Below are 23,254 nucleotides of genomic sequence, written 5' to 3' on the forward strand. Positions count from 1 at the left end.
AAAAGAGAAAGGACTGTACAAATGGCAAAAAAAACTACTAAAACCATTCATTATTTACGTGCACAGGCAGATCATGATCTATTCGATTTGGAAGCGGCGTTAAGAACGGTCTTGTCAGCTGCTCCTACTGTTCAAGATACACAAATTGAACAATACAATCAGCTTACCCAAATCATGCATAGAACTCTGGATCCTAAAGATGCAAAAGGCAATTCAATTGGTGGATTACTGATACACATTGGCAGCGGTACAAAAGACGAACATATCCGCACTATGAGCAATAAACCTGTACAGCAAGATGATCATGGTGGAACACAAGCTCCTCCAAGTGGATATTCCTTTTTGCGTAAAGAGGCTTTTTTGTATATTGTTGGGCACCATGTAATTTTTTGCGGACATGGTTTTTTGTCAGCATCAACGGTTGCTTCTTATTTAAGTTTACTAAGCAATAAATTAAGAGAGAGCAATCCGAATATTGTTCTCTTTAATATTGAATTCAAAGCAGTAGGAAATTGCGATAAGTTGTCATTGATACAACAACATGGAGTGAAAAGCATTACTTTAGATGCTTCGGCATATCAATTATCCAGAGATAGACTGTATCAAAATAGCCGTTCAACCATTGCGAAAGCATTAGGGAAGGTCGGTAGTGTATTTACAAGCGAATTGAGTGATGAGGAATTGGAAGCACAATCCGAAATTCATATCAATTTAGAAGTCTTACTAAATGGTAATTCGAGAGCCAGCATCGAAGCACAATCTTTAATGCAGGAACAGGCAGAGGAAATTATTGATGATGAAACAGTTAATCAAGGATTTTCTATTACCACGCAACAAGGTGAAGTGATTAAGCCTTCTGATGTAAAACTGTCTAAATCTGTTAGAATTGGTCGATACGATGAAGCCAACTCGTTACTTCCTGGCTCAGCATTTACAGCAATCAGTGAATATTTCCTAGAACTCCAAAGCAGAAACTTAACTGAACAATGAAAAAATACCTGCCCTTACTACGTTTTATGTTGATGGCTTGTATATCAGCATTTTTAGCATGGAAAGGGCAACCTTTTGTTCATGGGAACGAGAAGGCCGTTGATTTAATTATTAACGTATTTGCAATCTTAGCCGGTTTTTTAATTGCCATTATGACATTGTTTAGTAATATGAGGTTTGATGAAGATGCAAATTGGCGACAAATTCAAATTCGTGAAGGCGTACAAGAACAACGGTATATAAAACATTCCTTACTTTTTTACACATATCTTGCCGTATTGGTTTGTGTTTTTATTGCCATCTTGTTGGCTCATAAAGAAGAATACAAAAATGAACCAGCCATTTTTTGGCTTGAACGGAGCTATTTATTTTTAGCCTGTATTTCCATTTTTTATTCTGTATTCTTACCTGGGAATTTAATTAAAAGCCGAAAAGAAGAGTTTAAAAAACTCATGGGAAAGAAGAAACCCAAAATCTAGAACGAGTTTTAACCTCCATTAAAAGCCCATTCAGACGGCCTTTTCTAAAATCCCTGTATTGATTTCAACCTCAATACAGGGATTTTTTATGTCCATCAAATTCAACCAATTCATCAACCGCGTCCTCTCCCACGAGGGCGGTTACGTCAATCACCCTCAAGACCCCGGCGGCGAAACCAATTGGGGCATCACTAAGCGTACCGCAATGGCAAACGGCTTTACCGGCTCCATGCGTGCCATGACGCGTGAACAGGCAATCGGCATTTACCGTAAAGCGTTTTGGGAGCGTTACCACGCCGACAAAATGCCTGAAGCGGTCGCTTTCCAATTCTTCGATGCCTGCGTCAACCACGGTTACGGCAATGCCACCCGTATGCTCCAACGCGCCGCAGGCGTGCCGGACGATGGAATCATCGGCGAAATCAGCCTCAAAGCCATCAATTCCCTTCCCGAAAACGACCTTTTATTGCGGTTCAACGCCGAGCGTCTGGTCTTTTATACCAAGCTCGGTACGTTCACTTCTTTCGGCAAGGGATGGGTACGCCGTGTGGCGCAAAACCTGATTCACGCGTCTGCAGATAACACTGATTAAAGGGAGACAAACCATGTCAAAAAAGTCACTCATCGCCCTAATGACCGCAGCCATGCAGCCCGATTTCAGCCACAGCGACCTAGGCATTCGCTACGCCATGCCGACTCAGGGATGTTGGACGCAAGCCCACCGCAAGAGCGGGGTAGCCGCCGCGAAACGCGCAGCCAAAAAAAAGCGTCGCAAATAACCGCCTTTTTCCGATGGCTGGGCGGCTTGGTATCTAATCCGGCCACAGGGAAAATCAGCCATACCAAACTATGGGCAAACGTGGCAGCCGCCTCTATGACTTATAAGTTCTCGCAAACCGCTGATGCTCCCGAATGGCTTTGGTGGGCATACGGCGCGATGGTCGGCGGGTATGCATTAATCAAACGCGGTATCGCCGCCGTACCGCAGTTGGCAGAAATCAAAAAATCCGCGAATGCGGAAGAATGGAGCGGCAATGATTGACTTTTTGTACAAAAACAAATCGGCATTGGCATGGCGTGCATTGATTGTTTTGGGCATTTGGCTAAACGGCTATCACTATGCCGCCGACAAAGCCGATGCCAAGCAAACCGCCCTGATTACCGCCTACCAAAACTCGTCAAAGGCGGCAGCCAAACAATACGCCGACGAGCTTAAAAAAGCGCAGGCGGAAACGAAGCGTTGGCATGACTTCGCGCAGCGTCAAAGCATTGAGCTGGCATCCGCCCTGAGCGAACTGGATAAAACCAAAAACACTTTACAGGAGCAAACGCATGACACGATTAAAAAAGACGGCAATGGTTTTAACGGTATCGGCTCTAACAGCCTGCACCTCTACAACCGTGCCTTCGGATACCCCGATTAAAACCGTACCGACAGTGGATTTGCCGCCTGTATCTACCGGGCTGCTGGTCAAATACGAACGCCCCGAGCGTCCGACCGGCGGCTCACCCGAACAACTCTTGAACCATGCCGTGCGCTACGGTGAATACTGTCAAAAGCTCGAAATCCAAATTGAGGGCTGGCAGAACTGGTACACGAAAGGCCGTCTGAAAAATGACTGATTTTGCCGACCGCGCATCCGAACGCGAAGCCATCTTTCTCGCAGAATCCCTGGCAAAGCATCAACCGCCGTACCACGGGCAGGCTTCGCACTCTGAAACCACCGCCAGCCTAAGCCACTGTGAAGATTGCGGTAGCCCGATACCCGAAGCCAGGCAAAAAGCCGTCCAAGGCTGTACGCGCTGTGTTGTCTGCCAAGAATATTTTGAACACGGATTTCAGAGGTGAACAATGGAAAAAACCTTTATCCACATCGAATTTTGGCAGCTTGTCGGCTTTTTACTCTCCTTCCTCGGCATTTGTTTTACCTTCGGCAAAATGCTGCTGGCGCAATTCCGCGAGCAGCAGGACGAACGCCAAAAACAGCAGGAACGCCTACAAGGCAAAGTCGAAATCATGGAAAACAAACTGGCGGAATTCAATGCCGGTCTGCCGCTGACCTATGTTTTGCGGGAAGACTACATCCGCAATCAAGTCGTCCTCGAAGCCAAACTCGACAACGTCGCAGAAAAACTCACTGAAATCTACAAAATGGAAAGCGTAAAGAAATGATTAGCCAAGAATTGATTGCCAAACAACGCAGAGAGGGGATGCGTTGGAACATCATCAACACCCTTAATAAAGCCCGCCCGCATACCACCAGCGAGACCTTTCTGCTGGACATCATGAATGCGATTTACCCGCAGACCACCGCCACCGAACTGCGCCAGCAGCTCGACTACCTTGCCGACCGCAAAATGGTCGAACTGAATAAAGCACCGCACGGCTTGTGGTTTGCCGACCTGACCAGTTTGGGTGTCGATATTGCCGAATACACGGTTGAATGCCGCGCCGGTATCGCCCGCCCCGAAAAAGTGTGGAGCTGATATGGCAAAACGCAGCGTCATCGACCAGCTCCCCGAAGCCGTCCGACACGAGTTCGAACGCAAGCTCGTCGAAAACGGCTTCGCCGACTATCAGGCATTGTCCGAATGGTTGCAGCAGCAGGGCTACGAAATCAGCCGCTCTGCCGCCCACCGCTACGGCCAGAAAGTCCAGCGTCGATTTGCCGCCATCAAAAACAGCACTGAAGCGGCACGCCTGATTGCCGAAGGCGCAGCCGATGAAGGCGATACCCGTAGCGAAGCATTGGTTGCAATGGTGCAGTCCGAATTATTTGAAGCCATGTTGGAAATTGGTGAAATGGAAGACTTATCGGCTGTAGACAGGTTTAGCATGGTTGCGAAATCGGCCAAAAATATCGCGACTCTAACATCAGCCAGCACACGCCTCAAAGAATATCAGGCAAAAGTTAAAGCCAAAGTCGCAGCCGCCGCCGAAAACGTGGCCAAGCAGGCAAAAAAAGGCGGGCTGTCCGACGCGGCTGCCGAAGCCATCCGCAAACAGATTTTAGGTATCGCATCATGACATTGCCCGAAACCGAAGACCGCACGCCATCGGTATTGCTGCCTTACCAGCAGCGTTGGTGCGCCGATAACTCTCCCGTCAAACTCTGTGAAAAATCCCGACGCATCGGTCTGAGCTGGGGCGAGGCTGCCGATACCGCGCTGCTTGCCGCGTCCGCGAAAGGGATGGACGCGTGGTATATCGGCTACAACAAAGACATGGCTTTGGAGTTTATCCGCGACTGCGCCAACTGGGCGAAATTCTATGGCTTGGCGGCAGGCGAAATCGAAGAAACCGAAAAAGTGTTTGTCGAAGGCGACGACAAAAAATCCGTCCTCGCCTTCGTCATCCGTTTCGCGTCCGGCTGGCGCGTTACCGCCTTGTCCAGCCGACCGTCCAACCTTCGCGGCAAACAGGGGCGCGTCATCATCGACGAAGCGGCGTTCCACGAGCAGCTCGGAGAGCTGCTCAAAGCGGCAATGGCCTTGCTGATGTGGGGCGGGCAGGTACACATCATCTCTACCCATGACGGGGTGGATAATCCGTTCAACGAGCTGATTACCGACATCCGTGCGGGCAAAAAACCTTATTCCATCCACCGCATTACTTTCGACGAAGCCGTTTCAGACGGCCTCTACCGCCGCATCTGCCTGCGTTTGGGGAAAGAATGGACAGAAGAAGGCGAGGCGGCGTGGTGCAAGGAAATCCGCGATTTCTACGGAGACGACGCATCCGAAGAGTTGGACTGCATACCCAAAAACGGCGGCGGCAAATGGCTCAACCGCGCCTTAATCGAAAGCCGTATGAGCCCTTATACACCGGTTATCCGCTACGACCAGACCGACGATTTCGGCCTCTTGCCCGAACCGCGCCGCGCCGCTGAAGTCGCTGACTGGATAGCCGACACCCTGCAACCGCTGCTCGACGGTTTGGATAAAACCCGCACCAGCTTCGTTGGCGAAGACTTTGCCCGCAGCGGCGACCGTACCGTCATCGTCCCTTTATTGCAGCAGCCTAATTTAAGCCTTAAGCCGCCGTTCGTGTTGGAGTTGGGCAATATACCGTTTGCCCAACAAGAGCAAATCATGAAACACCTGTTGCACGGCTTACCCAATCTGCGCGGCGCGGCATTGGATGCGCGCGGCAACGGCCAGTCCATCGCCGAAGCCATGCGCGACGAATTTGGCGCGGAGGTATGCGAGTCGGTCATGCTCTCGGAAAACTGGTACCGCACCCATACCGCGCCGTTCAAAGCCGCCCTCGAAGACGGCACGTTGGACGCAATCCCCAAAGACGAAGACATCCTGACCGACCTGCGCGCCTTCGAGCTGGTCAGAGGCGTGCCGCGCATCCCCGATGTACGCACCAAAGGTCAAGACGGCAAAAAACGCCACGGCGATGCGGCGATTGCCTTTGTCCTTGCCCATTACGCCAGCCGCGAGCTGAATACCGGACCGATACGCGTAGCCAGCCGCCGAATCCGCCGAAAAAGCGCGTTAACCGAAGGTTATTAAGGTATTTAAAGAGTACATATCATGCCCAAACCCCACCTCAAACTCAAAACCAGCCAAGGCATCATAACCTTCAAGCCGCAGGATTTATCTGCACATCTTGCCGTTTCCCGCCCGTTTTTCAGCGGTTTCAACGGCTGGCTACCTAATCCCGACCCTGTTTTGCGCAAAATGGGCAGGCAAATCTCCATTTACCGTGAGCTGATGCGCGACCCCTTGGTCGGCTCGCTGGTGCGCCGCCGAAAAGCAGCTGTCGCCCGCCTCGAATGGCGGCTTGAGGGCGACGACACCCCTAAAAATGTCCGGGATTTTGTCGATAGCTGGCTGGCTGAAACCGATGTTTACCGCCTGATTAAAGACGTTTTAAACGCCGTTTTTTACGGCTACCAGCCCATCGAACTGATTTGGCGTACCGATTCTGCATGGCTGCCTGACAAAATCATCGCCAAGCCGCAAGAGTGGTTTGCCTTCAACGACGAAGGCGAACTGCGTTACATCCAAAACGGGCTGACCGATACCGTTCCTCCGCCTTATAAGTTTCTTTGCCCGACACATGAGGCAGATTATCTAAACCCCTACGGTTTGGGCGATTTGGGCTTGGTTTTTTGGCTGGTCACCTTCAAGCGCGGCGGACTGAAGTTCTGGATGCAGTTCACCGAAAAATACGGTGCACCTTGGCTGATTGGTAAAGAACCGCGTTCCAATACCCCGCAGGATACCGACAAACTGCTGGACGCACTCAAAGCCCTGATCGGTAACAGCGTCGGCACCATTCCCAATGATTCCAGCGTTGAAATCCACGAGGCAAGCGGCAAGTCCTCATCTATTGATGCCTACGACAAGCTCATCCGTTATTGCCGCTCCGAAATCAGCATTGCGCTGCTCGGACAAGACCAAACCACCGAAAAAGACAGCACGCACGCCAGCGCGACCGCAGGCTTGGAAGTAACGGACGACATCCGCGACAGCGACAAACGAATCGTGGAGACAACGTTCAATCAGTTGATAGAGTGGATGGTAGAGATAAATTTCGGAGACGTTGCCCGTCCGAAGTTCGTATTGTTCGAGAACGAGGAGAGCGGCACCAAAGAGCGTGCCGAACGGGATAAGATGATGACGGACGCGGGGGCAAGGTTCAGCAGGCAATACTGGCAGCGCACATACGGTTTAGAAGATGGGGATTTGCTTGAGGGTGTTCAAGCAAGCCCGGAGGCAAAAGCTGCCGACTTTACCGAGGGCGATTTGACGGATGCAGGTTTGGTCATCGACGGACTCGTCCCTAACTCAGACCATCTGAATACACAAGGCGACCTGCTGACTGCCGTCCTAGTGGCCGAATTAAGTCGTGGAGAAACCGCCGAAAACCTGCTCGATCGTCTGTCCGCCGCCTATCCGAATATGGACGATACCGCCTTGCAAAACGAGTTGGCGCGCCTGATTTTCCTTTCCGACTTGGTCGGCAGGATTGAAGTAGCACAGGAGCTTAAATCATGAACCCCGAAGATATTAAAGCCGTCTTCGGCATGAAACCCGAAGCCGCCGTCGCCTATCTCAAGCAAAAAGGCATTGCCGTATCTTGGGACTGGCAGGATATGTTGGACGACGCGCACGCCACTGCCTTTACGGTGGCCAAAACCGCCAAAATGGATGTGCTCTCCGATATCTATTCCGCCGTCGTCGATGCCGCCGAACAAGGCCGGACGCTGGAAGAGTTCAGCCGAGAACTCGCCCCCGTTCTACAGCGCAAAGGCTGGTGGGGCAGGCAGGAAGTTCAAAATCCCGAAGGAGAAACCCAAAGCGTACAGCTCGGTAGCCCCCACCGCCTGAAAACCATCTATCTGACCAATATGCAGTCGGCCTATATGGCGGGCCGCTACGCCGAAATGATGGACTCCATCGACACGCCCCCTTATTGGCAGTACGTCGCCATCAACGACAGCCGCACTCGTGATACCCACCGTATGTTACACGGTCGCGTCTATGCCGCAGACGACCCCGTGTGGAATACTTTGTACCCTCCTTTGGACTACCGCTGTCGTTGCCGTGTCAAACCGCTGTCCCGCAGTATGGGAGAAAACCGTGTCCTGCCCCGACCGACTCTTGAGTCCATCACTGTCGATATAGGCGCAAATCCCTATACCGGAGAGGAGCGTTACGCACAGCGCACCGGCATTCGCATCAACAACAAATTTATCGCCCCCAATGCGGGCTTCAACGCCAACCAAGGCAAGTCTATGCTGTCCCGTATGGCGAAAATCGCAGTGGATAAGGCGCAGGTAACCCATCCGGACATCGCCCGCATTGCCCTGAAAACGATGATGGGCAACGACAGATTCAAAAACGCTCTGTCCACCGCTTCGCTGACTTGGGTGCTTAAACTGTTAAAAGGCTGATTATGCTGGAAATCAAACTCGATGCTGCCAAACTCGAACACGGTCTGAGTACGCTCCTTAAAAACGCCGCAAACACCCGACCCATGATGCGCGGTATTGCAACTGAGTTGCTATCTATAACCGAAGAAAATTTTGAATCTGAAAGCTGGGGCGGCAAGAAATGGGAACAAAGCCGCCGAGCCGCAGACGAGGAAGGCAAGACCCTGCAAAAAAGCGGGCAACTTGCCGCCCGCCTGACTACACAGGTTGGCAGCAACTATGCCCGAATCGGCAGCAATAAAAAATACGCCGCCATCCACCACCTCGGCGGACGAGCAGGGCGAGGTCACAAAACCAACCTTCCAGCACGCCCCTATCTCCCCATCAACGGCAACAACCAACTCCAACCCGGTGCCGAACGCCGAATCCTCGACATCGCCATCGCCGCCCTCAAAAAAGGACTTTGACAACAAAAAACGGACGATAAAAATACCGTCCGTTTTTATTGCAATATTTGCAACTCCCTTGCATTTTTTTCATCCCACAAAATCCCCCGTCATCCTCTCTCATCCCATTTTTCTCATCAACCCCTATATATTTATCTCATTAGGTTTCATTCTTTCAAGAACAGTGGGAAAGATTTGCAATCGATTCCGTTGTATTTTCGCAAGACGCATTTTGACTGATTCCAAAAATTCTCAATGCCGTTAATGTGGTTCTGACGGTCGGCAAACTCCTTGGAATGGTTGATGCGGTAATGGATAAAACCGCTCACGTCCAACTTGTCGTAGCTGCTCAGACTATCGGTATAAACAATACTGTCCGGCATGATTTTCTTTTTGATGACAGGGAGTAACGTTTCAGACTTGGCATTATCTACGATAACGGTATAGACCCGTCCGTTGCGTTTCAGAATACCGAAAACAACCACTTTTCCTGCCGCACCGCGACCACGTCTGCCTTTACGCCGTCCGCCGAAATAGCTTTCGTCCAGCTCGACAGAGCCCTCAAAAACCTCATCGGCAGCCAAGGCCAAATGATAGTTGATAACCGTGCGGATTTTACGGTAGAACAGTGCTGCCGAATTGGGATGGATACCCAAAATATCGGCGGCAGAACGGGCGGTAACTTCCAGCACAAAAAAACGGAGCAGTTCTTTCTGTACTTTTTTCTTTAATTTGCAGTGCGTTATCTTCATATTTCTAGGGTAACATATCTGCTAATCTAGTACAGCCCCTTAAATTTATAGTGGATTAACAAAAACCAGTACGGCGTTGCCTCGCCTTGCCGTACTGGTTTTTGTTAATCCACTATATTTTCAAACCGGAAAAATGCCGTCTGAACCTTCAGACGGCATTCCATTCACATTTATTCGTCTTTTTTGTGTTCGATAGCGTTTCGGGAACAATTGCCGCCGTAAGGCTCTTCAACCGTATATTCTCCCTCGATAATATCGTCATCGCGGGAAAAGCCCTCTTTTCTGCCCGATTGGTTCATGTTGAAAAAATTTTCCGAACCTCCTGCCTGCAACACTGCCCCTCCCTTAAACGGCAGCAACAGCAATACCGCCAACACCGAGGATACGAATCCCGGACTCATCAGACACACCGCCGCCACCGTATAACGGATAGGCCACAACATCTGATAAACAGACACCTTCCCACCACTTTTTATCGCCGCGCCAGCCAATAAAAGACCGGACAGCCCCGTATGCCTGAGCATCAGCACGCCGGCGGCAAAACCTGCCGCCATCAGAAACAACGTCCAGCCGCCGCCTAACCAATCGGCAACCCACACAATCGACATAATCTCCAAAAACAGCAGCACCAAAAAACCGATACCGAAAAATCTCATTGACCGTCATCCTTATATTTAGGAGCTGTCCTAGATAACTAGGATAAACTCGATTTTACTAATTGTTTTAAAATGGAACAAGAACTTTTATCTCACTGTTGTTAAAACGCCATTCGCACTCCTTTAAATACAGCTCAAAATGCTCTTTGGGAATGCCGTTAAACTTGCGTAAATGACGTTTTGCCTGGTTCCAAAAGTTCTCAATTCCATTAATATGGTTTTGTCGTTCAGCAAAATGTGTGCTGTGATTGATACGAAAACGAAGTTTCAGCGAAGCTAAAATGGCTAAATTCGCTCACATCTAATACATCATAGCTACGATAACGATCCGTATAAACAATGCTGTCAGGTTTCACTTGTTCACGGATAATAGGAAATAAAGTAGCGGTTTGAGTATTCGGTACAGTAACCGTATAAACCTTACCATTTCGCTTCAAAAGACCGAATACGGCGACTTTACCGGCAGCACCGCAACCGCGTTTGCCTTTGCGTTGCCCGCCAAAATAACTTTCATCTGCTTCTACTTCGCCATCAAACATTTCTAAATGCGGACTGTTTTGATAAATAAGTAATCGTAAACGATGAAAATAATAGGCTGCGGTATTTTTATTAACGCCTACTAACTCTGCTGCTGTTCTTGCAGTTACACCTGCGACAAATAGCTCAATGAGTTTATTTTGTTTATACCGGCTTAGACGACTTTTTCTCATAGGGATAATTCTAACTTAATTTGAATTTCCCTAGTTATCTAGGACAGCCCCTAACTTAAACTCAACAAGTAGCATGTGTGCGGAACGCACGTATGCGGTTCTCAAGGTTTGAGCTAAGAGGCCGTCTGAAAACAGAAAACCCGTTTCAGACGGTCTTAGTTTGATGTCATCGAGCCAGCGAGTTACAAAGCGTAGTCAATGCCGCTGCGCCTTATGCCTCAGAAGCAATAGGCAGGACATTCGGCCACGGTGAAAACAGAAACGAAACCGCCCAGGCAATCGGACATTTCCTTTTAGGTGCAACTATCGCTCGCGTCAACGGTGGTAATTTTGCTGCCGGCGGCTTGGCAGCAGTTGCAGCTGAAAAGGTAGGGAACATCTTGGCAATAGTATAACGATGGTAAAACCGCAATCGATCCACAAACAGGCGAGTTCAATGCCAACCTGCTGCCGGAACATATTAAAGAAGAAATCAAGTCAAAGAGCGGGGTGATTGCATCACTGACGGGAGCGGCCGTGGGCGGCACGCCGATAGACGTGCAAATCTGAGGGGCGGTCGGACAGAATGGAGTAGAGAATAATTTAGTGGGTATATCATATGTTGTATTGATAGCTTTTTCGCATGCTAACTGATTTTCCACAATATTTTTAAATAGTTATAGAAATTTCGGTGTGAGAAGGTAATAAAAGTTTTAGCTTGTGTATGTGTCGCAGCATTGGGACCTTATCTAAGATATGAATATTAGCCTAGAGTTTCAAAGAGAATGCGGCAAAGGGTTAGGGAGTCAGGTTCTGCCTTCTGACGATGGCGCGGATGACGGTGCGGTTGGGGTGGAGGGCGTGGCGCAGGCGTTTTGAGAGGGGGTGGGGTAAGCCTAGGATTTCGGCTGCAACGGCGGCGGCGCATATGGGGGCGGTGGCGAGTCCGCGCGTGCCGTGCGCGGTGTTGGCGTAGGCATTGGGCAGGTACGGGCAGGGTGAATCTATGCGGTAGTTTTTGTCTAGCGCGAGTTTGGCGTAAGTCTGCCGCATAGCGGCAATGTCGCCGAGTGCGCCGACGATGGGCAGGTGGTCGGGGCTGTCGCAGCGTATGGCGGCGTGTCCCCGGTATTTTTGAGGGTTTGGGTTGGCGGCAAACAATGATTCGGCAAGGGCGGGGTTAAGGTGTGCTAGTGCTTGGCGGTTTGAGGTTTCTTCGGCTTCATTCCATCCGGTATGGCTGCTGTTGGGAATAAAACTTGCACCGTAGCAGTGCAGTCCGTGCCACGACGGGCTGATGTAACTTTCACCTGAAACGGCGCAACGCAGTTGTTCGGAAAACGGGGTGGACGGTGTGAGGCCGGTTTGTCCGCGTATTTGCCTGAGGGGCAGGGCGGCGAGGTTGGTTTCGGGCAGGCAGGGGCTGTGCGCGCCGGTGCAGTAGACGATGTGTGTGGCAGAAAAGATGCCGTTTGGCGTGCTTGCAATCCACTTTTCCCCGTCGTGGGAAATGCCGGTTAACGGTGTGTCTTCGTGTAGTCTAATCAGCGGATGGCGGAGGAGGGCGCGGACGAATGCGGGCGGGTTGAGCCATACGCCGTGTTGCCAGAAGAGACCACATGATGGTTTGGTGTGGGGAGCAGTGAGCGGGATACCGGCGATTTTTTCGGCTTCTGCAGACGTGATGCTGCGGTAGAGGTGGTTATGGTGTTTTTGCAAACCCAATTCGTGATTGCGTTGTTGTTCGGTGCGGCTGTAATTGAGGTGGATGATGCCGTTGCCGCCCCAGGTTTCGGATTCGGGCAGGATGTGTCCGAGCAGGCGTTTGGTGTAGCCGTAGCCGGCAAGCAGCAGTTCGGTTTGTTCGGTGTCGTGCGGCGAGATTTTGGCGTAGAGCAGCCCTTGGCGGTTGCCGCTGGCGGCTTGGGCGGCTTTTCGGGCTTCCAATACGGTAACGGAAATGCCGTGTGATGCTAAGGCGTGGGCGGTTGCCGCGCCGGATATGCCCGCGCCGATAACGAGGATGTGTTCCAGTTTTTGCCGTTCGGCTGTTTGTGGAAGTGCAAACCAGGGTTTGTCGGGCTTACTTTCGGTTTGCGGGATGGCTTCGGTCTGCCAGGAAATGTGGTAGAAGTGTTCGTGCAGGCGGCGGGTGCGTGAAGGGGGAACCAGCCAGAAACGGACATCGGGCAGGATGTGTTCGATGAGGTTGATGCTGTCGAACTGGAGGCACTGGGTTGCCTGATCCAAACGGTGCTTCAGACGGCATTCTGCGTCCGAAGCATCTTGTGCGGTTTGAAAATCGGGAATCTGATTATCGGGAAGGCAGATAATCAGGTTGAGCGGTTGCGCGCGTTTGTCGATAATATTGTAAAGTGTGCGGATGTCGGGAATGCCGTTCCATGCGAGATTGTCCATATCAATGCCGTCTGAAATGTGGGTTTGAATATCGGTATCGGGATAAAGCTGTTAAAATACGCGCCGTTTGAAGGCACGCCTGCGCCTGCCGGATATTGTATGCCGAACCGAGGTGTTTTTTGAATAATATTCCTGTTGAAATCCGTTTGTTGAAAAACCGTACCGTGTTGGTTTTGACTTATGGGGACGAACCTAAAAATCTGCCTGCCGAATTTTTACGCGTCTATTCGCCGAGTGCGGAAGTGCGCGGACACGGCGTGGGACAGGATGTTTTGCAGACCGGCAAGGCGGATGTCCAAATCACGGATTTGCAGCCTGTCGGTCAGTATGCGCTGAAAATCAGTTTTTCGGACGGGCACGACAGCGGTCTTTACGATTGGGCGTATCTGCACAGACTGGCATACGGATACGATGCGATGTGGCAGGAATATTTGGACAAATTGGCGGCAGCGGGCGCGTCGCGTTTTGAAGAGAAATAAGACCGGTCGGATGGTAATCTGACGGGCAACGGTATCAGAGAGGTGGTCAGAAAATGGGCGAACAGAAAACGCATTTCGGATTCAGTACGGTAAATGAAGATGAGAAAGCCGGCAAAGTGGCGGAAGTCTTCCATTCGGTTGCAAAAAACTACGATATTATGAACGATGTTATGTCGGCAGGGCTGCACCGTGTGTGGAAACACTTTACCATCAATACGGCATACTTGAAAAAAGGAGACAAGGTACTGGATATCGCGGGCGGTACGGGTGATTTGTCCCGAGGGTGGGCAAAACGCGTCGGCAAAGAGGGCGAAGTTTGGCTGACCGATATTAATTCTTCCATGCTGACCGTCGGGCGCGACCGGCTTTTGAACGAAGGCATGATTCTCCCCGTATCGCTTGCCGATGCGGAAAAACTGCCTTTCCCTGACAATTATTTTAATTTGGTTTCCGTGGCGTTCGGTTTGCGGAATATGACGCACAAGGATACCGCGCTGAAAGAGATGTACCGTGTTTTGAAACCCGGCGGAATATTGCTGGTATTGGAGTTTTCCAAAATCTACAAGCCGCTCGAAGGCGCATACGATTTTTATTCTTTCAAGCTGTTGCCGGTGATGGGCAGGCTGATTGCGAAAGATGCGGACAGCTACCAGTATCTCGCCGAATCCATCCGTATGCACCCCGATCAGGAAACTTTAAAGCAAATGATGCTGGATGCCGGATTTGACAGTGTGGACTATCATAATATGAGTGCGGGGATCGTGGCCCTGCATAAAGGCGTGAAATTTTAAACAGACTGCCTGTGCAGCCAATGCCGTCTGAACACGTTTCAGACGGCATTTTTGTGTTTTTTGAGACAAAGGTTTTAAATTTTAAAAATTAATTCATATATCCATCAATAATTTATAAACTTTTTAAAAAATAGGAACAATTATCATTTGCAAGATTGGGAGATGTCTGTATAATGCAGTCAATCCAGTAAACAACGCAGCAGACGAAAGGAGGGAAAAATGCCGGAAAGTATTTTTAAACAGATTTCCCTTGATATTTTGAAACTGCATCGAGATTCTGTTTATTCGCTGCTTGCCACTTCCGGCTGCAACTGTCAGGTGCATGAAGCGGCGTATGTCAACATTGACGGCAAATATTATATTTCGCTTTCATGCGAGCCCGAGGTGGGGGAAGTTAAAACAGGCATTTTGCTGATTGAGGATGAAAGCCGCAACCTTCGTTTGAGCTGGGTCGGCAGTGCGCGGGAGCTTGACTGCAAGGATAATGCCTACAAACGCGCCCTGTCCGCGTTGTCCAGAAAGCTGGGGCGGTGTAAGGACAGGCTGCATACGGCGGTTCAACCGTTTTTGTTGGAGCTGGTGCCGGAGAAAGGCAGATTTTCTGTCGGCGATGAAGAAGTTTGGATTTCTCGAAACGATTTAGTGAGGGCTTTATATCCTGTCGGATACAGTATGCGGCAGGCAGTGTTTCAGATTTAAAGTTTTGGTAGTGGTTTGTGTTCCTTTTGCGCCCCTTTTCCAAGGGGCGATTTTTTTGCACGCGTGTTGGCGGCAAAGGAAAAATGCCGTCTGAAACCGGCATTCAGACGGCATCCGCGTGCGGAATTACTTGTCCGGTAAAAGACGGATGCCTTGATTGCCCAGCCGTTTTGACAATTCGGCAACCTTTCCGTGTTTTCCCAAAATAAAATCAGGGAGGATTTCTGCCAAAGGGCGTATGACGAAACTGCGTTCGTGCGCGCGCGGATGCGGCAGGGTAAGGCGGGGGTCGTCGCTGGAGATGCCGTCAAAGTCGATAATGTCCAAATCCAATGTGCGCGGCGCGTTGCGGAAGCTGCGTTCGCGTCCGAAATCAGCCTCGATACGGTTGAGTTCGGCAAGCAGGGCAATGCCGTCCAGAGTGGTGGAAACGGTGCAGACGGCATTGACGAAATCGGGCTGATTGTCGTAACCGACGGGCGCGGTCATATACAGTGAGGAAGCCTGTTTAAGACGGATGTCAGGATGGGACGACAGCGTGTCCAATGCGGCGCGTACCTGTTGGGCAGGGTTTTCAAGATTACTGCCCAGGGCGATGACGGCAAAATGTCTGTTGTTCATAACGGTGTTTCAGAAAGGCAGGACTTTGGTTTTGGCAAGGTAAACGATGCAGGCGACACAACACATGGCGAGCAGGTAAACAGTGTAGAACTTGGTCGAACGAGGACGGGCGCGCATCATCATCATACCCAATGCGATATAGGCGAGCAGAAGCAGGATTTTTGTACCGAGCCATGGTGCGTTGAACGGGGAGAAATGGGTAATTTTCATCAGCCACAATCCCGTAAACAGCAGCATGGTGTCGTTGAGGTGGGGCAGTGCCTTCCAAAAGCCCGCCAAGGGTTTTTCGGGATTTTTCCAAAGCAGGAAAAAGCGGATGTTGAATACCAAAATGGTAACGGTAACGAAGATTTGGTGGCTGTATTTGACAATCAGATACTGCATGGTCGGCTCTTATCAAAATAAGGGTTGGAACCGGCCTATTTTACCGCAAACATTTATTTTTGACGTAACTTTTCAAATGCCAACAGATAGGGCGGGTTGTTTCGACGGTTGGTAAAGCCGTAACGCAAAACGGCAAACTGTTCTTGAGGCAGGTTTTTTGCCCATTGTTCGATTGCTTCTGCTTCCTGTTTGCCGTTTTCGTGTCCCGGATAGAGGACGGCAATAAGCATACCGTTTTCTTTCAGTAGGGATAAGGTGGCAGAAAGGGCGGCAATGCTGCTTTCCTTGTCGGTGGTCAGATTCTTGTCGCCTCCGGGCAGCCAGCCGAAATTGAAAACGGCTGCATCCAGCAGCTCTGGAATATATTGCTTCAGGTTTTCATGTCCGTCCAAGATGAGCCGTACATTGCTGTAACCTGCTTCCTGCAGACGGCATCGGGTGTTGTTCAGGGCTTGGGGCTGGACATCGAATGCCCACACTTTCCCCCTGTTGCCTGCGGTTTGTGCGAGGAAAAGGGTGTCGTGTCCGTTGCCGGCGGTGCCGTCCAAAGCATTGCCGCCTTCGGGAAGTGCCTGCCGCAAAAGGCAATGGGCGAATGGAAGGATGTTTTTCAATAACATTTTTAAATGCCGTCTGAAAATAAAAATACCTTACCGATGTCGGTAAGGTATTGAAAGATATGACACATCATGCTTCGTGCGGATTATTCGGCAGGCTGCTGGACGGTTTCCACTTGGACAAGGGTCGAAGCCGGTGCGGCTTGGGGTCTGTTTTCGTGTTGGAGGTTGACGGAGCGAGCCGGTACGATGGTGGAAATGGCGTGTTTGTAAACCATTTGGGTTACGGAAGTGTTTCTCAGAAGAACGACGTATTGGTCGAAAGATTCAACCTGACCTTGCAGTTTGATGCCGTTGACCAGGTAAATCGAAACCGGAACGTGCTCTTTACGCAGGGCGTTCAGGAAGGGATCTTGCAACATTTGTCCTTTAGCTGTCATATTTTTAACTCCGTTATTATGATTGTGAAATCGGGCAGACGCCCTGTGCGTGTCGAATTGTAGCCTTGAATAGGAAAAATTACCAATTTTTTTGTGTTTGGGCGGTTTTCCGCCGGGCATTTGTATGTCAGGAGCGTTGTTGCAGCATCCACGATTCGATTTTGCGGGCGTCGTTGACGCGTGTGGCGGATGTGGGCGAGTTCAGCAATACGATGGTAACGGGTTGGTTTTGAATGTTGGCTTTGACAACCATAGACCTGCCTGCCTCGCGTATGTAGCCGGTTTTCTGCAATTCGATGTTCCACATGCCTTCCCTGACCAGCGCATTGGAGTTTTTGTAGTTCTGCTGCCCGTTTTTGGTCTGTACCGAGGCGTAGTTGGAAGTCGAGTTGGTGCGGATTTGCGGATATTGGGCGGCAGCGTTGACCATGAGGCTCAGGTCTTTGGCGGTAGAAACGTTTTGGAAGTTGAGTCCGGTCGGTTCGTAAAAGCGGCTGCTGTACATGCCCAGGCTTTGGGCTTTACGGTTCATGGCGGCGACAAATGCGCCCATGCCGCCGGGGTAGGTTCTGCCCAATGCATGGGTGGCGCGGTTTTCGCTGCTCATCAGGCTCAGGTGCAGCAGTTCTTTGCGTGTAAGTGCCGTACCTATGGCAAGACGGCTGCCGGTCCCTTTGAGGCGGTCGATTTCGTCGGGCGTGATGGTAACGGTTTCGTTCATGTCCAAGTTTGCATCCAAAACGACCATCGCGCTCATCAGTTTGGAAATGGAGGCGATGGGCATAATCCTGTCGGCGTTTTTCTGATACAGTATCTGTCCGGTTTTGTTGTTGACGACCAGGGCAGACTGTGAGGAGAGAATCAGACTGCTTGTGATGGCTTGGGTGTTGGTGGGGTGTATCGTGCTTTCGGCGAATATTTCTATCGGATCGGAGGAGGTAAGCATGTTCTGTTCTAAAAATTGCCCTAAAATGTCGTTGTCGGCAAAAAGGTGGGCTGACGGCAGGGAAAGGCAGAGACCGAGCAGCAGGGCGAGGCGCAGGTGTTTCAGTGGGCGGATGGACATTTTTGATTCCATATTTTTGAGTATTGGCGTTATTTTGTTGAAAAAACAGCCATCTGTAAAGTATGTTGTCTGACAGGAGACTGCCCGTAGGCGGGCGGTCTTGTTGTGTTTTGGGGGTTGGGTTTTATAACATTCTGTTTTTAAATCGGAACATATTTTGTGGTTTGACATGGATATTTTTCATGCCGTCGTGTGTCGGTTTGGATGTTTCCGGCGGTTGAATCCCTGTCCTTTGGGGCGGTAGAATCGGGATTGGTTTGGAAATTGCGGCGGTGCGTCTGCGTGCCGTTTTGAATAATGGGAATATCGGGAGTAGGACTATGGATGTGAAATATGAATTTACCCTGCCTTCGAGCAGCGGTGCGGATTTTCATTCGGCAGAACATCTGCCTTTGGTCGTGTATTTTTATCCGAAAGACAGTACGCCGGGCTGTACAACGGAAGGCTTGGATTTTAATGCGCGTTTGGAACAGTTTGAGGCATTGGGTTATACCGTGGTCGGTATTTCCCGCGACGGCGTAAAGGCGCATCAGAATTTTTGCGCCAAGCAGGGTTTCCGGTTTGAACTGTTGAGTGACAAGGATGAAACAGTGTGCCGCCTGTTTGATGTCATCAAATTGAAGAAACTGTATGGGAAAGAGTCGTTCGGTATCGAGCGCAGTACGTTTGTTCTGAATAAGGACGGTGAAATCGTCCATGAATGGAGGAAGGTCAAGGTGGCGGGTCATGCGCAGGAAGTGCTGGAAACGCTTTCCTGATCATGCGGGTTTCGCTTCCTAACCTGTTTCAGACGGCATTTGTTTGGAATAATATGGAAGAAGATTTGATTGACAGGCTGCTTGAAACCTTGTGGCTGGATCGGCGGCTTAGTCGGAATACCTTGGACAGCTATCGGCGGGATTTGGAAAAAATTGCCCGCCGGTTGTCTTTGTGCGGTCAAACCCTGAGGGATGCGGACGAATCGGATTTGGCAGCGGCGGTTTATGTTGCCGGTGAGGAACGAAGCTCTCAGGCCCGTGCATTATCAGCATGCAAACGCCTGTATATATGGATGGAGCGTGAAGGCATGAGGACGGACAATCCCACCCGTTTGCTGAAACCACCCAAAATCGACAAGAATATTCCGACACTGATTACAGAACAGCAGATTTCCCGGCTGCTTGCCACTCCGGATACTGATACGCCACACGGTTTGCGGGACAAGGCACTGCTCGAATTGATGTATGCGACCGGCTTGCGCGTCAGCGAGGCGGTCGGGCTGAACTTCGGCAGTGTGGATTTGGATAGGGGCTGTATTACCGCGCTGGGCAAGGGCGACAAGCAGAGGATGATCCCGATGGGGCAGGAATCGGCGTATTGGGTGGGACGCTATTACACGGAGGCGCGTCCGGCCTTGTTGAAGGGCAGGAGTTGCGACGCATTGTTTGTCAGTCAGAAAAAAACAGGTATTTCCCGTCAGTTGGCATGGATGATTGTCAAAGAATATGCAGGTAGGGCAGGCATCGGGCACATCAGCCCGCACAGCCTGCGCCATGCCTTCGCCACCCATCTGGTGCAGCATGGATTGGATTTGCGCGTAGTTCAGGATATGTTGGGGCATGCCGATTTGAATACGACGCAGATTTACACCCATGTTGCCAATGTATGGTTGCAGGGTGTAGTGAAGGAACACCATTCCCGAAACTGAGGCTTCTGCTTCGGTTTAATAAGAAATCAATCGGAAATGAAAACTTGATAAAAAATTACCAAGAAAACCGTGTATGCCGACCTTGCAATGCGAACCGTTTTTATTTATAGTTGCATACGATAATAAAAGCCGCTATCGGTACGATAGTTTGAGAACACACGGAGCACAAAATGTTTGTCTGCATCTGCAATGCTGTTACCGACCATCAAATCAAGGAAACCATCGCCGCCGGCGCGACCACAATGGGCGATTTGCAGTCGCAATTGGGCGTAGCGAGCTGCTGCGGCTGCTGCGGGGAGCTTGCCGCTTCGTTTCTGACGGCGCACAATGCGCAACCGACGGTTACGGCGGGTATCAACGTTCAAGCGTAAAACGGTTTTTGAAATGCCGTCTGAACTGTTCAGACGGCATTTTTGCTGTTTTTGGCAGGACTTGAGTATCATCTTCCTTGAAAACATTGTTTTTTCCCAAATAGACCATGATTCTGCTGCGTCTAAGGCTTTGGCGTGTGCAAATTGACAGATAAGGAAACGCGGATGAAATTGACCTTGATGTTTCGTGAATATTGCAGCTTGTGCCACAAAATGCGCGACGAACTCAAACCTTTTCAGGATGAATACGGGTTCGAGCTGGAGGTGGTCGATGTGGATGAAAATCCTGTTTTGGAAGAAAAATACAATGAACTGGTTCCCGTTTTGTTGGCGGGAGATGAGGAAATCTGCCACTGGTTTTTGGATGAGGACAGGTTGAAACAGTTTCTCGAACGGTAAAAAAATGCCGTCTGAAGCAGGACTTCAGACGGCATTTTTTTCAAATCAACGTTCTTTACGTTTTTGCAGGGCTGATGACCTGCCGGTAAAGGAAGCACGTTTGGATGCTTGGTAAATTGCTAGTCTTCTTCGATGTTGCATATTAACCCTTTCTTTATTTTATTTGTCGGTTGGGAGAATTCTTATTTATTGATTTTTTCAATAAAAATTAGAAAATTTATTGTGAGATGTTATTGTTGGCAATCATATCATGTTTTGCTGTTGATGGAAGCATGATTGTGTAAAGATGATATGCGTTTGTGTAATCGGTAGATTTTATAAGAAAACCGCCAAGGCAGTGCTTGGCGGCGGAAACGGAGAGGCGGGCGGCATCAGAGTAGCTTGGAAACGACCTGTGCAAGGGCTTTTTGCCAGTCTGACGGTTTGATGCCGAAGTCGTTTTCGATTTTGCGGCAGTCCAAAATGCTGTATGCGGGCCTGGGGGCGGCGGTCGGATATTCCTTGTCTGAAACGGCAGTCAATTCGGGAATGGGGAAGGATGTCTGCTGTTGCGATGCCGCTTGGAAAATATGTTGGGCAAATTCGTACCAGGATACGGATTTGCCGCCGGCGTAGTGGTAAATGCCGCGAACGGGATTGGACTGCTGCAACAGGCGGATGATAGCGGCGGACAAGTCGCCGGCATAGGTCGGGCAGCCGGTTTGATTGTGGATGGCGGACAGCGGGGAACGTTCCCGAGCAAGGTTCAGCATCGTGCGGACAAAGTTGTCCCCGTATTCGCTAAACAGCCAAGAAGTCCGCAGGATAAGGCTGTCGGGATTGGCAGACAGTGCGAGCAGTTCGCCGGCGGTTTTGGATTGTCCGTATACATTGGAAGGGTTGGTAAAGTCGCTTTCCTGGTAGGGTCTTTTCCCTTTTCCGTCAAAGACATAGTCGGTTGAGATGTGGATGAATCGGGCATGGGCGCGATGTGCTGCCAAGGCAAGGTTGTAAACGGCGGAAGCATTGACGGCAAATGCCGCTGCCGCATCGCCTTCTGCTTTGTCGACGGCAGTATAGGCAGCCGTGTTGACAATAGCGTCGGGTTGGAAACTTTTGACCATGTTGCAGACGGCATCGGCATCGGTAATATCTAGGGATGCGGAATCCGTCGCAATGGTTTCCCAGTCTTCAGGAAGACGGTCGCGCAGACAGTGTGCCAGTTGGCTTTTCGAGCCTGTCAATAGGATTCTCATGAGGTATTTCCTTTGGTGAAAGTGTATTGTAGTACTTGCTGTCGGTATTATAGTGCCAAAACTTTGCCGACGGTTGACGGGTTGGCTTTTTGTGCCATGGGTATTGTTTTGCGCCGACTTCGGCTAGAATATCGGTTTGCGATTCAAACCTGTCGGGTGTCGGGTCGGTATTTTCAAGATATTTTCAGGGGGGTGCGAAATGAGTGAGATTGGTTTGGTAAAGATCTATTCTGGAAAAGTGCGCGATTTATATGAAATCGACGATAAACGTATGCTGATGGTCGCTTCCGACCGCCTGTCTGCATTCGATGTGATTTTGGACGACCCGATTCCGAGTAAAGGGGAGATTCTGACGCAGATTTCCAATTTTTGGTTTAAAAAACTGGTGCATATTATGCCCAACCATTTTACCGGCGATACCGTGTACGATGTTTTGCCTGAGAACGAAGCCAAAGTTTTAGAAAAACGCGCCGTTGTGGCTAAAAAGCTCACTCCGGTGAAAGTTGAGGCGATTGTGCGCGGTTATCTGGCAGGCAGCGGTTGGAAAGATTATCAAAAAACCGGCTCGGTTTGCGGTATTCGGCTGTCCGAAGGTATGAGGGAAGCGCAACAACTGCCCGAAGTGATTTTTACGCCCTCAACCAAAGCCGCAGTCGGCGATCACGATGAAAACATCAGCTTTGAAGAATGCGAACGCATTATCGGAAAAGAATTGGCGACGGAAGTGCGCGCCAAAGCGATTCAGCTTTATACAGAAGCGGCCGAATATGCCAAATCGCGCGGCATCATCATTTGCGATACCAAATTTGAATTCGGTTTGGATGAAAACGGTACGCTGACGCTGATGGATGAGGTATTGACTCCCGATTCGAGCCGCTTCTGGCCTGCCGACCAATACAAAGTCGGCACCAATCCGCCGTCTTTTGACAAACAATTCGTCCGCGACTGGCTGGAACAAAGCGGTTGGAACAAAAAAGCCCCTGCGCCGAAAGTGCCTGCCGATGTGATTCAGAAAACTGTCGAGAAGTATCGGGAAGCATTGACTTTGCTGACTCAGGATTGATTTTTAAGTTTGAAGGCCGTCTGAAAGAAATATGGTTCAGACGGCCTTTTTATTGTATCAATACTGGATTTTAAGGATGGTTGCCTTTATAATCCGGAATTGCTTTCAGCGTCCGAAATGCCGTCTGAAAGCTTGTTTACAA

General features: G+C 50.1%; 31 protein-coding genes and 1 pseudogene. 22 read left to right on the forward strand and 10 right to left on the reverse strand.

The features are described from left to right. Nucleotides 1-21: 21 nt before the first annotated feature. From ACNAU7_RS00205 to ACNAU7_RS00270, 14 genes are all read left to right on the forward strand, one after another. Nucleotides 22-990: a hypothetical protein gene (locus tag ACNAU7_RS00205; RefSeq protein ID WP_204810806.1), complete on the forward strand. Its 969-nt coding sequence runs from the start codon at nt 22-24 to the stop codon at nt 988-990. Further along, nucleotides 987-1,469 (forward strand): hypothetical protein, encoded by a 483-nt coding sequence (locus ACNAU7_RS00210; protein ID WP_416299607.1) that lies wholly within the window; start codon nt 987-989, stop codon nt 1,467-1,469. Before ACNAU7_RS00205 ends, ACNAU7_RS00210 begins: the two co-directional genes overlap by 4 nt. Nucleotides 1,470-1,557: 88 nt before the next feature. Continuing rightward, the gene (locus tag ACNAU7_RS00215; protein ID WP_416299609.1) at nt 1,558-2,061 is read left to right on the forward strand and encodes a glycoside hydrolase family 108 protein; all 504 of its coding nucleotides are present in this window, start codon (nt 1,558-1,560) and stop codon (nt 2,059-2,061) included. A 111-nt stretch (nt 2,062-2,172) separates the two neighbouring features. Further along, on the forward strand, nt 2,173-2,511 hold the full coding sequence (locus ACNAU7_RS00220; protein WP_019272456.1) for a hypothetical protein: 339 nt from the start codon (nt 2,173-2,175) through the stop codon (nt 2,509-2,511). Continuing rightward, on the forward strand, nt 2,504-2,893 hold the full coding sequence (locus tag ACNAU7_RS00225) for a hypothetical protein (protein ID WP_061704865.1): 390 nt from the start codon (nt 2,504-2,506) through the stop codon (nt 2,891-2,893). Before ACNAU7_RS00220 ends, ACNAU7_RS00225 begins: the two co-directional genes overlap by 8 nt. Then, complete coding sequence (locus ACNAU7_RS00230) at nt 2,871-3,092, forward strand: hypothetical protein (RefSeq protein ID WP_019272454.1); 222 nt, start codon at nt 2,871-2,873, stop codon at nt 3,090-3,092. Before ACNAU7_RS00225 ends, ACNAU7_RS00230 begins: the two co-directional genes overlap by 23 nt. Continuing rightward, nucleotides 3,085-3,318 (forward strand): TraR/DksA family transcriptional regulator, encoded by a 234-nt coding sequence (locus ACNAU7_RS00235; RefSeq protein WP_019272453.1) that lies wholly within the window; start codon nt 3,085-3,087, stop codon nt 3,316-3,318. The genes ACNAU7_RS00230 and ACNAU7_RS00235 overlap by 8 nt, the downstream gene beginning before the upstream one ends. A 3-nt stretch (nt 3,319-3,321) precedes the next feature. Then, nucleotides 3,322-3,642 carry a hypothetical protein gene (locus ACNAU7_RS00240; RefSeq protein WP_013448349.1) on the forward strand — a complete coding sequence of 107 codons (321 nt, stop codon included), beginning with the start codon at nt 3,322-3,324 and terminating at the stop codon, nt 3,640-3,642. Then, nucleotides 3,639-3,956 carry a hypothetical protein gene (locus ACNAU7_RS00245; protein ID WP_013448348.1) on the forward strand — a complete coding sequence of 106 codons (318 nt, stop codon included), beginning with the start codon at nt 3,639-3,641 and terminating at the stop codon, nt 3,954-3,956. The genes ACNAU7_RS00240 and ACNAU7_RS00245 overlap by 4 nt, the downstream gene beginning before the upstream one ends. Before the next feature lies 1 nt (nt 3,957). After that, complete coding sequence (locus ACNAU7_RS00250; protein WP_416299613.1) at nt 3,958-4,497, forward strand: DUF3486 family protein; 540 nt, start codon at nt 3,958-3,960, stop codon at nt 4,495-4,497. Further along, the gene (locus tag ACNAU7_RS00255; protein ID WP_416299615.1) at nt 4,494-5,990 is read left to right on the forward strand and encodes a terminase large subunit domain-containing protein; all 1,497 of its coding nucleotides are present in this window, start codon (nt 4,494-4,496) and stop codon (nt 5,988-5,990) included. The genes ACNAU7_RS00250 and ACNAU7_RS00255 overlap by 4 nt, the downstream gene beginning before the upstream one ends. 21 nt (nt 5,991-6,011) lie before the next feature. Further along, a complete protein-coding gene (locus ACNAU7_RS00260) occupies nt 6,012-7,481 on the forward strand; it encodes a DUF935 domain-containing protein (RefSeq protein ID WP_416299617.1) in 1,470 nt (489 codons plus the stop codon). After that, nucleotides 7,478-8,380, forward strand: a complete 903-nt coding sequence (locus ACNAU7_RS00265; RefSeq protein WP_416299619.1) for a phage minor head protein — start codon at nt 7,478-7,480, stop codon at nt 8,378-8,380. Before ACNAU7_RS00260 ends, ACNAU7_RS00265 begins: the two co-directional genes overlap by 4 nt. Before the next feature lie 2 nt (nt 8,381-8,382). Further along, complete coding sequence (locus ACNAU7_RS00270) at nt 8,383-8,826, forward strand: phage virion morphogenesis protein (RefSeq protein WP_416299621.1); 444 nt, start codon at nt 8,383-8,385, stop codon at nt 8,824-8,826. A 146-nt stretch (nt 8,827-8,972) separates the two neighbouring features. Here ACNAU7_RS00270 and ACNAU7_RS00275 read toward each other — a convergent pair whose 3' ends face one another. The 4 genes and pseudogenes from ACNAU7_RS00275 to mnmC form a co-directional block, all read right to left on the reverse strand. Further along, nucleotides 8,973-9,557 carry an IS1595 family transposase gene (locus tag ACNAU7_RS00275; RefSeq protein WP_416299623.1) on the reverse strand — a complete coding sequence of 195 codons (585 nt, stop codon included), beginning with the start codon at nt 9,555-9,557 and terminating at the stop codon, nt 8,973-8,975. A 170-nt stretch (nt 9,558-9,727) separates the two neighbouring features. After that, nucleotides 9,728-10,213, reverse strand: coding sequence for an FxsA family protein (locus ACNAU7_RS00280; RefSeq protein WP_416299625.1), 486 nt, complete (start codon nt 10,211-10,213; stop codon nt 9,728-9,730). 38 nt (nt 10,214-10,251) lie between these two features. Beyond that, nucleotides 10,252-10,923, reverse strand: a pseudogene (locus ACNAU7_RS00285) (IS1595 family transposase). A gap of 777 nt (nt 10,924-11,700) precedes the next feature. After that, nucleotides 11,701-13,320, reverse strand: coding sequence for an FAD-dependent 5-carboxymethylaminomethyl-2-thiouridine(34) oxidoreductase MnmC (mnmC, locus tag ACNAU7_RS00290; RefSeq protein WP_416299627.1), 1,620 nt, complete (start codon nt 13,318-13,320; stop codon nt 11,701-11,703). Between the two features lie 119 nt (nt 13,321-13,439). Here mnmC and ACNAU7_RS00295 point away from each other — a divergent pair, with 119 nt between their 5' ends. From ACNAU7_RS00295 to ACNAU7_RS00305, 3 genes are all read left to right on the forward strand, one after another. Continuing rightward, nucleotides 13,440-13,799, forward strand: a complete 360-nt coding sequence (locus tag ACNAU7_RS00295; protein WP_002235623.1) for a gamma-butyrobetaine hydroxylase-like domain-containing protein — start codon at nt 13,440-13,442, stop codon at nt 13,797-13,799. 53 nt (nt 13,800-13,852) lie between these two features. Next, nucleotides 13,853-14,590 (forward strand): bifunctional demethylmenaquinone methyltransferase/2-methoxy-6-polyprenyl-1,4-benzoquinol methylase UbiE, encoded by a 738-nt coding sequence (gene ubiE, locus ACNAU7_RS00300; RefSeq protein ID WP_416299630.1) that lies wholly within the window; start codon nt 13,853-13,855, stop codon nt 14,588-14,590. 219 nt (nt 14,591-14,809) lie between these two features. Beyond that, nucleotides 14,810-15,289 carry a pyridoxamine 5'-phosphate oxidase family protein gene (locus tag ACNAU7_RS00305; protein WP_002232060.1) on the forward strand — a complete coding sequence of 160 codons (480 nt, stop codon included), beginning with the start codon at nt 14,810-14,812 and terminating at the stop codon, nt 15,287-15,289. Between the two features lie 126 nt (nt 15,290-15,415). Here the strand turns inward: ACNAU7_RS00305 and folK are convergent, their stop codons facing one another. The 5 genes from folK to ACNAU7_RS00330 all read right to left on the reverse strand — a co-directional run bounded on the left by folK (nt 15,416) and on the right by ACNAU7_RS00330 (nt 18,357). Continuing rightward, entirely contained in the window at nt 15,416-15,910 is a 495-nt protein-coding gene (gene folK / locus ACNAU7_RS00310) for a 2-amino-4-hydroxy-6-hydroxymethyldihydropteridine diphosphokinase (RefSeq protein WP_002237810.1), read from the reverse strand. 9 nt (nt 15,911-15,919) lie between these two features. Further along, complete coding sequence (locus tag ACNAU7_RS00315; protein ID WP_416299637.1) at nt 15,920-16,294, reverse strand: SirB2 family protein; 375 nt, start codon at nt 16,292-16,294, stop codon at nt 15,920-15,922. A gap of 53 nt (nt 16,295-16,347) precedes the next feature. Then, nucleotides 16,348-16,914: a tRNA (mnm(5)s(2)U34)-methyltransferase gene (locus tag ACNAU7_RS00320; RefSeq protein ID WP_416299639.1), complete on the reverse strand. Its 567-nt coding sequence runs from the start codon at nt 16,912-16,914 to the stop codon at nt 16,348-16,350. Nucleotides 16,915-16,997: 83 nt separating this feature from the next. Then, complete coding sequence (gene hfq, locus ACNAU7_RS00325; protein ID WP_002236839.1) at nt 16,998-17,291, reverse strand: RNA chaperone Hfq; 294 nt, start codon at nt 17,289-17,291, stop codon at nt 16,998-17,000. A gap of 127 nt (nt 17,292-17,418) precedes the next feature. Continuing rightward, the gene (locus ACNAU7_RS00330; RefSeq protein ID WP_416299652.1) at nt 17,419-18,357 is read right to left on the reverse strand and encodes a serine hydrolase; all 939 of its coding nucleotides are present in this window, start codon (nt 18,355-18,357) and stop codon (nt 17,419-17,421) included. Between the two features lie 320 nt (nt 18,358-18,677). Here ACNAU7_RS00330 and ACNAU7_RS00335 point away from each other — a divergent pair, with 320 nt between their 5' ends. The 4 genes from ACNAU7_RS00335 (at nt 18,678) to ACNAU7_RS00350 (ending at nt 20,814) form a co-directional block, all read left to right on the forward strand. Then, the gene (locus ACNAU7_RS00335) at nt 18,678-19,115 is read left to right on the forward strand and encodes a peroxiredoxin (RefSeq protein ID WP_416299654.1); all 438 of its coding nucleotides are present in this window, start codon (nt 18,678-18,680) and stop codon (nt 19,113-19,115) included. Nucleotides 19,116-19,168: 53 nt separating this feature from the next. Then, nucleotides 19,169-20,044 (forward strand): site-specific tyrosine recombinase XerD, encoded by an 876-nt coding sequence (xerD, locus tag ACNAU7_RS00340; protein WP_416300227.1) that lies wholly within the window; start codon nt 19,169-19,171, stop codon nt 20,042-20,044. 170 nt (nt 20,045-20,214) lie between these two features. Next, nucleotides 20,215-20,415, forward strand: a complete 201-nt coding sequence (locus tag ACNAU7_RS00345; RefSeq protein ID WP_002214037.1) for a bacterioferritin-associated ferredoxin — start codon at nt 20,215-20,217, stop codon at nt 20,413-20,415. Between the two features lie 165 nt (nt 20,416-20,580). Next, nucleotides 20,581-20,814 (forward strand): glutaredoxin family protein, encoded by a 234-nt coding sequence (locus ACNAU7_RS00350; RefSeq protein WP_416299685.1) that lies wholly within the window; start codon nt 20,581-20,583, stop codon nt 20,812-20,814. A 371-nt stretch (nt 20,815-21,185) separates the two neighbouring features. Here the strand turns inward: ACNAU7_RS00350 and rfbD are convergent, their stop codons facing one another. Beyond that, nucleotides 21,186-22,049 (reverse strand): dTDP-4-dehydrorhamnose reductase, encoded by an 864-nt coding sequence (rfbD, locus tag ACNAU7_RS00355; protein ID WP_416299687.1) that lies wholly within the window; start codon nt 22,047-22,049, stop codon nt 21,186-21,188. 199 nt (nt 22,050-22,248) lie between these two features. Here rfbD and ACNAU7_RS00360 point away from each other — a divergent pair, with 199 nt between their 5' ends. Then, the gene (locus ACNAU7_RS00360; RefSeq protein WP_416299689.1) at nt 22,249-23,112 is read left to right on the forward strand and encodes a phosphoribosylaminoimidazolesuccinocarboxamide synthase; all 864 of its coding nucleotides are present in this window, start codon (nt 22,249-22,251) and stop codon (nt 23,110-23,112) included. Nucleotides 23,113-23,254: the final 142 nt, after the last annotated feature.

Origin of the sequence: Neisseria sp. LACPHL-SPEC-2024-00856 (assembly GCF_047915665.1) — a bacterium.
GTDB lineage: Bacteria > Pseudomonadota > Gammaproteobacteria > Burkholderiales > Neisseriaceae > Neisseria > Neisseria polysaccharea.